The organism is Methylobacterium sp. CM6241 (genome assembly GCF_054817845.1).
Genome location: NZ_CM139246.1, coordinates 1,777,040 through 1,790,736, shown reverse-complemented (window position 1 = coordinate 1,790,736; position 13,697 = coordinate 1,777,040). Strand labels below are relative to the sequence as shown.

Sequence of the window (13,697 nt, the reverse complement as noted above, 5' to 3'; positions counted from 1 at the left end):
TGGTGGGCGCGACAGGGATCGAACCTGTGACCCTTCGCGTGTGAAGCGAATGCTCTCCCGCTGAGCTACGCACCCGGACCGAGGGCCTTCTAGGGCGAGGCCCACGCGCCCGTCAAGGGCCTCTGTCGCGTTGGTCGGCAGCGACCATGCCGAGCCGGCATACGATAAGGTTCGGACGCCCGGCGAACGGCCTCGATCCTGAACCTCAACCGCCCCTCGGGGCCCGCTCCGGCGAGCCGAAGCGGAGGAGCAAAGCCACCGGGATCAGGCCGACGACGACGATGAGGAGGGCCGCTACCGCGCCGTCCTCGTAAGTACCGCGCACTGCCTCCCCGTAGAGATGGGTCGCCAGGGTTTCGACGTTGAGCGGGCGCAGGAGCAGGGTCGCGGGCAGTTCCTTGACGCAGTCGACGAAGACGAGGAGCGCGCCACTCAGCAAAGCCGGCCACGTCATCGGCAGGTGGACGCGCATCAGCGTGCCGACGGGCCCCCGGCCGAGCATGCGCCCGGCTTCCCCGAGGGAGGCCGGCACTTTCGACAGGCCGGCCTCGCAGGCGCCGACGCCGACCGCGAGGAAGCGCACCAGATAGGCGATGACGAGGGCACCACCCGCGCCGACCCCGATGATCGCGGGCGCAACGCCGAAGAGCGCCGTCGTGACACGGGACAGGGAGGCATCGGCGAGAGCCAGCGGGCCGAGGAGCCCGATCGCCAGGATCGCGCCGGGGAGCGCGTAGCCAAGGGCGGCGATGCGGATCAGCCCCTGCCCGAAACGCCGCGCGACGAGGCGCGGGCCGGCGGCGACGAGGAAGCCGCATATTGCCGCCAGCAGGGTGGCGAGGCCGGCATAAAGGAGGGTGTTTCCCGCCTCTGCGATGACTCCCCGAGGAAATCCCAGCCGAGTCACGCGGGCGATGGCGGAATGGACGAGATAGGCCGCCGGAATCAGGAAACCGATGGCGATGGGAAGAGTGCCGAGACACAAGGCGGCCAGGACCGAAGCGCCGGACAGGCGATGGCGGGCCATGCCGCGCTGGCGCTGTGCCGTGCCGGAATAGCCGCGCCCGCGCCGGCCCCAGCGTTCGGCCGCCAGCAGCAGGAGCACCATCGCCAGCATGACCAGGGCGATCTGCGCGGCGCCGGGCAGATCGGAGCGGTTGATCCAGGTGGCGTAGACCTGAACCGTGAGCGTCCTTACGCCGAGAAATTCGGCGGCGCCGATATCGTTGAGTGTCTCCATCAGGGCGAGGCTGGTGCCGAGGGCGATGGCGGGGCGCGCCAGCGGCAAGGCGACGTGGAAGAAGACCGCCATCGGCGACCGTCCGAGAATGCGCGCCGCCTCGATGAGCGTGCCTGCCTGCATCAGGAACAGCGCCCGCGTCGGCAGGTAGACGTATGGATAGAGCACGAAGCCGAGAAGCAGGATGCAGCCCGGCAGGGACCTGATCTCGGGCAGCAGCAGATCCTTCGGCCGCGCGACGCCGAGAGCATCGCGTAGCGCGGTCTGGACCGGGCCTATCGGATGAAGCAGGTCGAGATAGGCGAAGGCGACGATGTAGGTCGGCACCGCCAAGGGCAGCAGCAACCCGATTTCCAGGAGGCGTCGGCCCCGGAACTCGTAGGCTGAGACGAGCCAGGCGGAGCCGACCCCGAGCATGACGACGAGGAGGCCGACGCCGCCGAGGAGCAACGCCGTGGTGAGCGTCGCCTGCGGCAGGACATGCGCCAGGAGATGCGGCCAGACCTCGCTCGATCCCCCCGCCGCCGTCAGCGACAGGGATACGACCGGGCTCAGGATCAGGGCGGCGAGCGCCAGCGCTCCCGCCGCCCAGGCGAGAGGCCCGGCGCGCAGGCGCGACGCCGGGCGCGGAACGACGTCCGTGCCGAGCGCGGCCTCCGATCCGGCCAGTTCGGCAGCAACCCGCATCGGCCTGGGCTTCAGTTGTCGAAGCCGACCGTATCCACCAGCAGGCTCGCGGCCTTCCGGTTACGGGCGATCTCGGCCAGGGGCACGGTATCGATGGTCAGCGGGCCCAGCGCGGTGAGCTGGGGGTCGATCGGCGCGCCTACCTTCACCGGATATTCGAAATTGGCCTTCGCATAGAGGCCCTGGCCCTCGTCCGAGACGAGGTATTCGAGAAGCTTGACCGCTTCGTCGCGGTTCGGCGCGCCTTTCGCGACGACGGCGCCGGAGACGTTCACGTGGGTGCCACCGCTCGTGAAGACCGGCAGTACGACCTTGATCCCGTCGCCCCATTTCTGCTGGTCCGGGCCACCCTTGCCCGAGCGCATCAGCCCGACATAGTACGAGTTGCCGAGACCGACGGTGCAGGTTCCGGCCAGGATATCGCGGGCTACGTCACGGTCGCCACCGGCCGGCTTGCGCGCGAGATTGGCCTTGACGCCGGTCAGCCATTCCTTCGCCTTATCCGGCCCGTGCTTGACGATGTAATGGGCGATGAGCGCCGTGTTGTAAGGGTGCTGGCCCGCGCGCAGGCAGAGCTTGCCCTTCCATTTCGGGTCGGCGAGATCCTCGTAGGTCAGGGCCTTCTCCGCGAGGTCCTTGTCGGCATAGGCGACGCGGGCGCGCATGGAGAGGGCGTACCAGAGACCACCGGCATCGCGCAGGGGAGCCGGGACAGCGGCTTCCAGGGTCTCCGTACGAACCGGCTGCGCCAAGCCGCGATCCACGAGTTCGATGAGATTGCCGATATCGACGGTCATGAGCACGTCTGCCTTAGACCGCTCGCCCTCGGAGGCCACGCGCTCGGCGAGGCCCTTCTCGACGAAAACGGTGTTGACGGTGACGCCGCTCTTGGCCGTGTAGGCATCGAGCAAGGGCTTGATCAGGCCGGGCTCGCGCGTGGTGTAGATGTTGACCTCGGCGGCCGTCGCTCCGGAGATCCAGGCGAAAGCCGTCGCGCCGCCAACCAGACATTTCGAGACCCAACCGACCATGACGTCCATTCCTCTTCCCGTGGCGAACGGTTCTGGGCCGCATCTTCACGAGAAAAGCAAGACTTATGTCTTCAGTTTATTATCGTTAAAAACTATACTTCTGGATATTGCCAACCACGAGCAACCGAGCGGAATTAATCCGTCTCGAGCGGAAAAACCAACCCCGCGCCGTTAGCGAGCCTGAGGCCGACGCAATCGCCCTCCCCCGCCGATGTCTCTTCCGCGACGGTAAGGCGGAACGTGTCGGAGAACCCCTCCGCCGCCAGGGTCAATTCCGCGACGGGTCCGAGGAAGCGCCGGCGGATGACCCGCGCCGGATGACCGGTTTCCGCGCCGGATAGCAGAATCGCCTCTGGCCTGACGCAGGCGGCCACCCTTGCGCCGCTGGCGATTCCCGGCGCCGGAAACTTGCCGAGCGGCGTCGTTGCCGCGCCGTCGATGCAGCGCGTGGGGAAAGCGATGAGATCACCGAAGAAGCTCGCGGCGAAATGCGAGACGGGACGCCGGTAGAGATCCGCACCGGTGCCGATCTGGACGATGCGTCCGCTCCGCATCAGGACGATCCGGTCACTCACCAGCAAGGCCTCCTCCGGGTCGTGCGTCACCAGGAGCGCCGTCGCGCCCGTGGCGCGCAGCACCGAGATCGTGTCGGCCCGGACCCGGTCGCGGTTGCGCCGGTCGAGATTGGAGAAGGGCTCGTCGAGGAGCAGCACGCGTGGCCCCGGCGCCAACGCGCGGGCGAGCGCCACGCGCTGGCTCTCGCCGCCGGACAGGTCGCCGGGATAACTCGCGGCCCGGTCGGCGAGGCCGACCTGTTCCAGCCGCGCCCTCGCCACGGCATCGGCCTCATCGGCGCGCAGCCGGTGAAGGCCGAAGCGAACGTTCTGCATGACGGTGAGGTGGGGGAACAGGGCGTAGTCCTGGAACATCAATCCGACGCCCCGCTCCTCCGGCGGCACCCTCGGGCCCATGATCTGCCCATCGAGAAGGACGAGGCCGCCGCTTGGCTGTTCGAGCCCCGCCACCGCACGTAGCAGGGTGCTCTTGCCGCAGCCGGAATCACCCAGAAGGGCGATGATCTCGCCCGCGCGAACGGCGAGGGAGACGTCGTCGAGAGCGAGCTTGCGACCGAAATCGACACGCAGGCCGCGTGTTTCGAGGCGTGGCGGCACCTCGCCGGAGCGGCGTCCCTCGGTCGGATCGGGCGCGACCATGACCTGTCCTTCACTTCTCGGTTCTTGGTGAAACACGCGCTTCTCGCCCGATCCCGCGTCAGGTCAAGGGAAAGCTGGGCCGGCGGGCGATACGGTCGGATACGGCGGAGGATTATGCCGTCGCACTCATGGCGGAACCGCATCGCCGCCGCCCCTTCAGAATACAGCCGAGACGCCCCCGACGGTTTGCCGGTGGAAAGTCCGTCCCGGCTTTCGGGCGCCCTTGCATCGGCATCGAAGCGTCCTGTACGGTTCCGATCGTCGTCGTAAGGGTGCCCTGGGCGACCACCATCTGTATGGTATTGGACGGACAGGCCATGCGGGTTTTCGCAGGGTTCGTTCGGTGCCGATCGGGGGAATCGAGCGGATGTCGGAGGGGGCGATGACGGATACCGGTGCTGGCTGGACGGACGAGCGTGTCGAGCTACTGCGGCGTCTCTGGGACGAGGGCCTGAGCGCGAGCCAGATCGCGGCCCAGCTCGGCGGCGTCACCCGCAATGCGGTCATCGGCAAGGTCCACAGGCTCGGCCTTTCGGGCCGCGTGAAGGCAGCGGATTCGCCGGGTAATGGCCGGAAGAAGCCCGCGGCACGGGCACCCGAGACCGAGGCCGACACGGTCGTGGAATTCGCCCCCGTGGCCGATCCCGTCGCGACGCCGAGCCTGGCATTTCCCGAGACAACCGCCTTGGTCATGCCTCAGGCCACGCCGCTGGCCGTGTCCAAGCGCGTGACGATCATGGATCTACGCGAATCCATGTGCCGCTGGCCGCTGGGCGATCCGACCTCGCCGGATTTTCACTATTGCGGCGACCGCTCGATCACCGGCCTGCCCTATTGCACTCACCACGCTCAGATCGCGTATCAACCGGCCGCCGAGCGTAAGCGGGATCGTCGAGTCGGCGGATTCCGCTGAACGACTAGGTTCGGCCGCATCACCGTCGCCCCTGGGGGCGACGCCGTACTTGGTCTCGCCTATCGCGCTTCACGCTCACATGCCGGTCATCCGATCACGCGCCGGTCGCTTATCGAGCGATGCCGGGTCCGCCCTCCGTCCCCATCACGGGCAAAGAGAGCGTTAGGGATGCGTCCGTGACTTACCTTCGGCCGCCATCGCCCCCTCAGGCCGAGGGGAACGATGGCGGCCGGCTTGGTCAGGCCGCCTGCTGTGTCTCCAGTCCGGCGAGGAGGATGCAGAGCGCGATGCCTTCCGCGGCCGCCTTCACGTCGAAGAGCGAGGGAAAGGTGGGGGCGAGGCGCAGGGTGCGGTCATGCGGGTCGCGTCCATAGGGCGAGGTCGCACCGGCGGGCGTCAGGGCGATGCCGGCTTCCTTGGCGAGGGCAACGGTCCGCTGCGCCGCGCCGTCCACCGTATCGACGGTGATGAAGTAGCCGCCTTCGGGCTTCGTCCAGGTGGCTGCGCCGGTTCCGCCGAGTCGGGACTCCAGCGCGTCGAGAACGGCCTGAAACTTCGGCGCGATGAGCGCACGCTGCTTCTCCATATGCGCCTCGATGCCGGCCATGTCCTTGAGGAAGCGGACGTGGCGCAGCTGGTTGAGCTTGTCCGGCCCGATGGTGCGGAAGAACGAGCGGCCGAGGAACCAGCGCACGTTTTCCGGCGAGGAGGCGAACACGGCGATGCCTGCTCCCGCCAGGGTGATCTTGGAGGTCGAGGCGAAGATGAAGGGCCGGTCGGGATGGCCGGCTTCCTCGCAGAGGGTGAGGATGTCGGCGAGGGGGTGGCGCGTCGCGGTGAGGTGATGGACCGTGTACGCGTTGTCCCAGAAAAGGCGGAAGTCGGGAGCGCCGGTCTTCATGGAAGCGAGGCGCCGGACTGTCTCGTCGGAATAGGTCTCGCCGCTCGGATTGGCGTATTTCGGCACGCACCACATGCCCTTGACCGCGGGATCGGCGGCAAGCTTCTCGACCACGTCCATGTCCGGCCCTTCGCCGGTCATGGGGACGGGCAGCATGCGGATGCCCAGGGCCTCGCAGATGGCGAAGTGGCGGTCATAGCCCGGGACGGGACAAAGGAAGACCGGCTCCTCTTCCTTCGACCAGGGCTTCTCCGAGCCGGGCACGCCCTTCAGCAGAGCCCAGGCGATGCAATCGTGCATGAGCGCGAGGCTGGAATTGTCACCGATGACGATCTGGGCGGCCGGTGCCTGCACCATCGGCGCGAACAGGGCGCGCGCCTCTGGCAGGCCTTGGAGGCCGCCGTAATTGCGCGCATCGTCGCCGGCCTCGGCGAAGTGGTCGCCGTTCCCCGGAAGGGACATCATCGCGCTGGACAGGTCGAGCTGCTCGGGCGACGGCTTGCCGCGGGTCATGTCGAGCTTCAGGCCACGGGCCTTGAAGGCCTCGTAGGCGTCGCGGGCCTCTGCGTGAAGTGCGTCGCGGGCGGCGGGATCGAGGGAAGCCAGACTCGTCATGGGAATACGCTCACGTCGTTATGCGATGCCCCGTCCATACCGGCTGCGGGGAACGATGGGGAGAGGTTCAGGCGTGGAGGCCCCATAACCAGGCTGCACCCCGCACGCCGGAAGCGTCGCCGTGGCGGCTCACCCGGATCGGCGTCTCGCATTCTCCCGAGAAGACATGCGGACGGATCAGTCCGGTCAGGTCGGCGGTCAGTTCCGGCACGGTCGACAGCCCACCACCGAGAACCACCACATCGGGGTCGAGGACGTTGATCACGCCGGCCATCGCGCGGGCGAGCCTTTCCCGATAGCGAGCGACGCTTTCGCATGCGGCTGCATCGCCCGCCCGCGCGGCGGCAATGACGGATTCGCCCGTCGGGGCGGCCGCTCCGGTGCGCCTGCCATGGTCCGCGGCGAACCCCGGCCCGGAGAGCCACGTCTCGATACAGCCCTTCCGGCCGCAATAGCAGGCGGGGCCGGGCCGTTCGCCGTCGCGGGGCGCGGGAAGTGGATTGTGCCCCCATTCGCCGGCGATGCGGTTGGCGCCCGACAGGGCCACACCGTCGATGGCGATGCCGGAACCGACGCCGGTCCCTAGGATGATCGCCCAGACGACCCGCGCCCCGGCACCCGCGCCATCCACCGCCTCGGAGACCGCGAGACAATTGGCATCGTTCTCCGCTCGGACCGGCCGGCCGAGCCGCGCCTCGAGATCGATGACGAAGGGCCTCCCGTTCAGCCAGACCGAGTTGGCGTTCTTCACGAGGCCGCTGCGTGGCGAGACCGCGCCAGGCATACCAATGCCGACACTGCCGATGCCGCCTGCCTCGCGCTCCATCCGCAGGACGAGCGACACGATCGCGTCGAGGGTCGCGTCGTAATCGTCCCTCGGGGTCGGGATCCGGCCATCGGCGCGAACGGCTCCGCCGGCATCGAGAACGATGCCGGCGATCTTGGTGCCGCCGAGGTCGATCCCGATGCGGAGATGCGCCGGGTCCATGTCCTGGCCCTATTGTGCAGCGACCGCCGGACGGGGAGCAGGCTCCTGGTCCATGTTCGGCGCGTGGTCGGAAATGTCGGTGCCGATGGAGAAGGGATGCGCCATGACTTGGTTCAGCTTCTCCTGATCGAGTTCACCCTCCCAGCGGCTGACCACCACCGTGGCGACGCCGTTGCCGATCAGGTTGGTGATGGCCCGGCACTCCGACATGAACTTGTCGACACCCAGGATCAGGGTCATGGCAGCCACCGGCACCGGATTGTTCGGGATGGCGCTGAGCGTGGCCGCAAGAGTGATGAAGCCGGCGCCCGTGACGCCGGAGGCTCCCTTCGAGGTCAGCATCGCGACCAGGATGATGGTAGCGTACTGGCCGAACGACAGGTCCGCACCCACGGCCTGAGCCAGGAACAGCGACGCCAGCGTCATATAGATGTTGGTGCCGTCGAGGTTGAACGAGTAGCCGGTGGGGATCACCAGGCCCACGACGGAATCCGAGGCGCCCAGGCGGCGCATCTTCGTCATCATGTGCGGCAGCACCGTTTCGGAGGACGAGGTGCCGAGCACGATGAGGAGTTCGTCCTTGATGTAGGCCAGGAACTTGAAGATCGAGAAGCCGGCCACCCGGGCGATGCCGCCCAGAACCAGAACCACGAACAGAAAGGCGGTGACGTAGAAGGTGCCGACGAGCCAGGCGAGATCGATCACCTTGCCGATGCCGTACTGGCCGATGGTGAAGGCCATGGCGCCGAAGGCACCGATGGGCGCGAGCTTCACCACGAGGCCGATGATGCGGAAGAAGATCTGGCCGGCCGTGTCGATGGCGTGCGTGATCGCCTCGCCGCGCTTGCCCATGCCGGTCACCACGACGCCGGTGAGGATCGAGATGAGAAGGACCTGGAGCAGGTCACCCGTGGCGAAAGCGTCGAAGAAGCTCTTCGGGATCAGAGCCATGATGTGGCCGGTGACGGAATCGTCGGCGGCGATCTTGGCGTATTTCTCAACCGATTTACCGTCGAGCTTGCTCACATCGGCATTGAAACCGGCGCCCGGCTTCACCACCTCACCCACAAGCACGCCGATGAGAAGCGCAATGGTCGAGACCACCTCGAAATAGACCAGCGCTTTCAAGCCTACGCGGCCGACCTTCTTCAGGTCGCCGATGGAGGCGATGCCGTGGACGATGGTACAGAAGATGATCGGCGCGATCATCATCTTGATCAGGGCAATGAAGGCGTCGCCCAACCACTTGACGGACTTGCCCCATTCAGGGTGCAGATATCCGAGCAGGATGCCGAGCGCGATGGCGATCAGCACTTGGATGTAGAGGACCTTGTACCAAGGTTCGTGAGGTGTCGGTGCTGCCGGCGCGCTGCCTCCGGCATGGACGGTGGTCTGAACCATGTTCCCTCACAGGCGCCTCGTTGGGCGCACGCTCGTCTGTCTTGGCGAGACGCTAGCGAGTTTAATCCCTCGCCTCAACGCGGCTATGAGAGATAATCTTTGTTTCTCGCCGAAACCGTGAGGATGGGCTGCTTCTGTAACGCGCCGAGCTTCTGTCGCGCTACAGCATACAATCGCTGGTCATCCACTTTGCCGGATCTGCCCGGTGCTGCCGGGTCCTCGCGAGGAGCCCGGAGATGGGCATGACCACCTCCGGTACCAAGGGTTCAGGTCTGCGGAGTACGACGGGGACGCACGGTCCAGCGCTCGAATTCGGCGGCCGGATCGTCGTCGCGTGCAGGAGCGCGGGACGGTTGAGACGCGCCCAGAGCCTGCGACAGGCTCTCGATGACGTCGTCGATGCGGGCATCGGTGCGGATCGGAGTGTCCGTCGCGGTCTCCTCCGCCGCGGCGGGCTCTTCCCGACGCTCCTCGCTCCGTTCCTCAACGACGGGTTGCGGTGCGGGCTCTTCCACCGGGATGGCCGCAGGAGCGGCCGCCTTGGCAGCCAGGGCTGCAGCGCGGCGGTTCGCCCGAAGGGTCGCCTCGTCCTCACCGGCCTTCGGCGGCGGGGCATTGAAGCGGCCGAAGCCGAAGCGCGGTTCGAGCAGATCGAGGATCGCTTCGAGGGCGGCGTTGTTCAGGGGAACCTCGCCGGTTTGCGGCACACCCTGGATCGCCACGGAATGGCGGTCATAGGCGGAATTCTCGGTGACGTCGTCGCCGAACCAGGCCGGGGGCACGAAAGCGGCGGCCTGGGCGGGGTCGTCGAACACGACGCTGAGCAGGTCGAGGGCGCCCGGTGTCGCGTAGCGGTCGACGAGCGCCTCGCGGCCGTTGCCGAGCGCGAGCACGGCGCGGTCGTAGATCGCCTTGCCGGAGCAGACATCCAGAAGGGCATCGCCGTGGGCGCGGGGAACGTCGGTCCGCTCCTCGCTCGACGTTCCGTCCGGCGCCGTCGTGACGAGGACGAGATGGCAGTTCTGGCCATCGACGCGGACATAGGAGGTGCGACCGGCCTGGGGAGCGAAATAGCCCTCGGTGATCTTCGAACCGCCGCGCTCCTTGCGGATCAGGCGGACGAGCGAAGGCGCGACCAGAAACCGACGAACGACACTCATGTATTCTCTCCCCCCGGATCGGCTCATCATGGCAAGCACTCCTCCGGAGCGCCGCGCCACGGGCGCAACGTCAGCGCCGTTCGAAGCCATACCCTGTTTCGGCAGCGACGGAATGCCCGGCCTGTGGAAACCGGCCGGCACGAACCGTCCGAATTCGATCGTTTTCCCGCCTCGCACCGCCGACGGCACACAAAGGGGAAGACCACTTCCCTTCGACTAAGAAAAAATGGGACTAAATCAAGGCCGCTCTCGTAAGCCCGGCCCCGATTTTTATCCTTTTATACCAATGAGCTCACGCATTCGGCTCGAAACGCAGTGAAATGCCGTTCATGCAATAACGCAGCCCCGTCGGCGCCGGGCCATCATCGAAGACGTGGCCGAGATGACCTTTGCAGCGGGCGCAGTGCACTTCGGTCCTCACCATCCAGTGGCTCCGGTCGGTCGTCGTCTCCACCGCGCCGTCGATGGGATCGAAGAAGCTCGGCCAACCGGTGCCGGATTCGAATTTCGTGCTGTTCTCGAATAACGGGGCATCACAGCCGGCGCAGTGGAACGTGCCGGGACGCTTCTCGGCATTGAGGCAGCTCGTGCCCGCCCGCTCCGTGCCGTGCTCGCGCAGGACACGGTACTGGTCCGGCGTCAGGATCGCGCGCCACTCGGCCTCGCTGCGCTGGACGGTGCCTGACTGGGTCTCGCTCATGATGGCCTCCGGTTCCTCGGGATAGGCTGGAGAAATAGGACTCCCGAGGCCGTCCCGCACCCTGTCACGCAGCCGCGCCGACCGTGTCCGCCATCCGTGCCTCGCGGTCGCCCATGGGCTTTTCTGGGCCCGTCGTCGTGTCCCGAGCGGTCTGATGCTCCATTTCGGCATTGATCTCGGCGCCCAGGAGCACGATCGTCGTAGAGATCCAGATCCAGGTCATGAAGCCGATGGCGGCACCGAGCGAACCGTAAGTCTCGTTGTAATTGCCGAAGCTGCCGACATACCACGAGAACAGGATGGAGGCGGCGAGCCAGAGGATGCCCGCCACAGCGCCACCGGTGCCGACCCAGCGCCAGCGCGGCCGCTCGCGGCTCGGGCCATAGCGGTAGAGCAGCGAGAGGCCGCCGAGGAGGACGACGAGCAGGAAGGGCCAGCGCAGCAGGGCGATGAGCCTCGCCCCCTGCCCGAACCCGAAGAAGTTGAAGATCACCGGCAGCACGACGATGCTGATGAGCGCGAGGATGGTGAACAGGAGCGCCCCGACGGTGAAGGTCAGGGAGCGCAGGTTCAGCATCACGAAGGAGCGCTTCTCGTCTTCCTCGTAGACCACGTTCAGGGCATCGAACATCGCCTTCATGGCGGCGTTCGCGCTCCAGAGCGACAGGACGAGGCTGGAGAAGAACGTCAGTCCCAGCGTGCCGTTATCCTTGGCGGCGATCCGCTTCACCTGCTCGCCGATGATGTCGATGGCGCTAGAGGGCAGCACGCCCTGCATGCTGGAGAGGTGCTCGTTGATGGCGCCGACATCGGCCACGAGGCCGTAGCAGGAGACCAGGGCGGCGATGGCCGGGAACAGCGACAGCAGGGTGAAGAACGTGACCCCGGCGGCGACCGCGAGCACGCGGTCCTTGTTGAATTCCAGATAGACGCGGACGGCGATGTCCTTCCAGCCGGCGCGGGTGATCTCGGTCGGACTGTCTGCGGCACGACCGCGATGGACCTGTGTCGCCGCCACCCATTCGGCGCTGCGCCCGCTATGTGAACGGGCGCCTTCGTCGCGGCGCGGCTCGGGCGGTTCGCCCTCACGCCTGGCGCCGCGCGACCGCGGTGCCAGCGACAGGGCGACGAGCGCCGCTCCCATCGCCAGAGTCCAGACCATCGAATGGGTGGAGCCCGGCTCCGTAGGCTCGGGACGGTGAGGCTGAGACGAAGACATGACGGCAACCGGTACGGAGACGGCGCGAGCTTGGCCGTTCGATGACGAGAACCGCCGGCCCGCCAAAGCGTTCCGCCGTCTTGCCCCTCAGCGGCGGTAGAGTTCCGCATGCGCTTCGCGCAGCAGGTTCTTCTGTACCTTGCCCATGGCATTGCGCGGCAATTCGTCGGCGAAGAGCACACGCTTGGGGCATTTGAACCGAGCGAGGCGCCCTTCGAGGATGCGGAGGATCTCCTGCTCCCCCGGCGCGTCCGGGCGGGCGACCACGATCGCCGTGACGCCCTCGCCGAAATCCGCATGGGCGAGGCCGATCACGGCGGATTCGACGACGCCCGGAAGCGCATCGATCTCGTTTTCGACTTCCTTCGGATAGACGTTGTAGCCACCGGTGATGATGAGATCCTTGCCGCGCCCGACGATGTGGACGTAGCCGCGCTCGTCGACCTTGCCGAGATCGCCGGTGATGAAGAACCCGTCCGCCTTGAATTCGGAGGCCGTCTTCTCGGGCATGCGCCAATAGCCCTGGAACACGTTCGGGCCCTTCACCTCGATCATCCCCACCGTATCGGCGGGCAAGGCCCGTCCCGTCTCGGGATCGACCACCCTGAGCGAAACGCCCGGCAGGGGCAGGCCCACCGTGCCGGCGATGCGCTCGCCCTCGTAGGGGTTCGAGGTGTTCATGTTGGTCTCGGTCATGCCATAGCGTTCGAGGATGGCGTGGCCGGTACGGGCCTGCCAGTCCCGGTGCGTCTCGGCCAGAAGCGGGGCCGAGCCGGAGACGAACAGGCGGATTGTCGCCGCCGCCTCGGGGGTCAGGCCCGGCTCCTTGAGGAGGCGCGTATAGAAAGTCGGCACGCCCATCATCGAGGTCGCCCGGCCCATCAAGGCGAGCACCTGCTTCGGGTCGAATTTCGGCAGGAAGATCGCCGTGGCCCCAGCCAGCAGCACGATGTTGGTAGCCACGAACAGGCCGTGGGTGTGGAACACCGGCAGGGCGTGGATCAGCACATCGTCGGCGGTGAAACGCCAGGCCTCCACCAGGGTGACGGCGTTGGAGGCGAGGTTGTCGTGGCTGAGCATGGCGCCTTTCGAGCGCCCGGTCGTGCCCGAGGTGTAGAGGATCGCCGCCAGATCGTCGGGCCCGCGTTCCACATCCGCGAAGTCGATGCCGGCCGCGTCCGCCGCCTCCGCCATGGTGCCGCGTCCCGCCCCGTCGAGGGTGCGCAGAGAGGAGACCTTCGCCTCGGCGGCGACGGGTTCCAGGGCAGCGAGCCGGGCGGGATCGCAGACGAACAGGGACGCCTCGGCATCCGAGAGGAAATACGCGATCTCGGGGGCCGTGTAGGCGGTGTTGAGCGGCAGGAAGACGGCACCCGCCCGAACCGCGCCGAGATAGAGGAACACCACTTCGGCGCTCTTCTCGACCTGGACGGCGACCCGGTCGCCCGTCTTCACCCCGAGCGCCTTGAGGGCGGAGGCATAGGCGGCCGAACGCTCGAGCATGTCCGCATAGGTGATCCGCGCGCCGTCGCCGGTCTCGATGAAGGTCCGGGAGGCGGGATCGGCGGGCAGGCTCGCCCGGATGAGGTCGAAGAGATGGTTACGCATGACGTCGTCCAACCGTGATC

The 13,697-nt window shown here is 67.1% G+C and carries 11 protein-coding genes and 1 tRNA gene; 1 reads left to right on the top strand and 11 read right to left on the bottom strand.

Annotated elements, in window-relative coordinates; translation table 11 throughout:
* The 4 genes from ACYQR9_RS08280 to ACYQR9_RS08265 all read right to left on the bottom strand — a co-directional run bounded on the left by ACYQR9_RS08280 (position 1) and on the right by ACYQR9_RS08265 (position 4,172).
* A tRNA-Val gene (locus ACYQR9_RS08280) sits at positions 1 to 75 on the bottom strand.
* Between the two features lie 130 nt (positions 76 to 205).
* A complete protein-coding gene (locus ACYQR9_RS08275; protein ID WP_461229302.1) occupies positions 206 to 1,927 on the bottom strand; it encodes an ABC transporter permease in 1,722 nt (573 codons plus the stop codon).
* A gap of 11 nt (positions 1,928 to 1,938) precedes the next feature.
* On the bottom strand, positions 1,939 to 2,967 hold the full coding sequence (locus ACYQR9_RS08270) for an extracellular solute-binding protein (RefSeq protein ID WP_207410196.1): 1,029 nt from the start codon (positions 2,965 to 2,967) through the stop codon (positions 1,939 to 1,941).
* A gap of 125 nt (positions 2,968 to 3,092) precedes the next feature.
* The gene (locus ACYQR9_RS08265; protein WP_461229301.1) at positions 3,093 to 4,172 is read right to left on the bottom strand and encodes an ABC transporter ATP-binding protein; all 1,080 of its coding nucleotides are present in this window, start codon (positions 4,170 to 4,172) and stop codon (positions 3,093 to 3,095) included.
* A gap of 382 nt (positions 4,173 to 4,554) precedes the next feature.
* Between ACYQR9_RS08265 and ACYQR9_RS08260 the strand changes: the two genes are divergently transcribed.
* Positions 4,555 to 5,085 carry a GcrA family cell cycle regulator gene (locus ACYQR9_RS08260; protein WP_246747706.1) on the top strand — a complete coding sequence of 177 codons (531 nt, stop codon included), beginning with the start codon at positions 4,555 to 4,557 and terminating at the stop codon, positions 5,083 to 5,085.
* A 238-nt stretch (positions 5,086 to 5,323) separates the two neighbouring features.
* Here the strand turns inward: ACYQR9_RS08260 and ACYQR9_RS08255 are convergent, their stop codons facing one another.
* The 7 genes from ACYQR9_RS08255 to ACYQR9_RS08225 form a co-directional block, all read right to left on the bottom strand.
* The gene (locus ACYQR9_RS08255; protein WP_461229300.1) at positions 5,324 to 6,601 is read right to left on the bottom strand and encodes a PLP-dependent aminotransferase family protein; all 1,278 of its coding nucleotides are present in this window, start codon (positions 6,599 to 6,601) and stop codon (positions 5,324 to 5,326) included.
* Between the two features lie 67 nt (positions 6,602 to 6,668).
* Positions 6,669 to 7,589 (bottom strand): ROK family protein, encoded by a 921-nt coding sequence (locus tag ACYQR9_RS08250; protein WP_461229299.1) that lies wholly within the window; start codon positions 7,587 to 7,589, stop codon positions 6,669 to 6,671.
* Between the two features lie 9 nt (positions 7,590 to 7,598).
* Positions 7,599 to 8,990 carry a dicarboxylate/amino acid:cation symporter gene (locus ACYQR9_RS08245; protein ID WP_056431940.1) on the bottom strand — a complete coding sequence of 464 codons (1,392 nt, stop codon included), beginning with the start codon at positions 8,988 to 8,990 and terminating at the stop codon, positions 7,599 to 7,601.
* Positions 8,991 to 9,256: 266 nt separating this feature from the next.
* The gene (locus ACYQR9_RS08240; protein WP_311274210.1) at positions 9,257 to 10,150 is read right to left on the bottom strand and encodes a CYTH domain-containing protein; all 894 of its coding nucleotides are present in this window, start codon (positions 10,148 to 10,150) and stop codon (positions 9,257 to 9,259) included.
* Between the two features lie 292 nt (positions 10,151 to 10,442).
* Positions 10,443 to 10,850: a peptide-methionine (R)-S-oxide reductase MsrB gene (msrB, locus tag ACYQR9_RS08235; protein WP_461229298.1), complete on the bottom strand. Its 408-nt coding sequence runs from the start codon at positions 10,848 to 10,850 to the stop codon at positions 10,443 to 10,445.
* A gap of 64 nt (positions 10,851 to 10,914) precedes the next feature.
* Positions 10,915 to 11,994 (bottom strand): YihY/virulence factor BrkB family protein, encoded by a 1,080-nt coding sequence (locus tag ACYQR9_RS08230; protein WP_461229757.1) that lies wholly within the window; start codon positions 11,992 to 11,994, stop codon positions 10,915 to 10,917.
* Between the two features lie 162 nt (positions 11,995 to 12,156).
* Positions 12,157 to 13,677 carry a malonate--CoA ligase gene (locus ACYQR9_RS08225; protein ID WP_461229297.1) on the bottom strand — a complete coding sequence of 507 codons (1,521 nt, stop codon included), beginning with the start codon at positions 13,675 to 13,677 and terminating at the stop codon, positions 12,157 to 12,159.
* Positions 13,678 to 13,697: the final 20 nt, after the last annotated feature.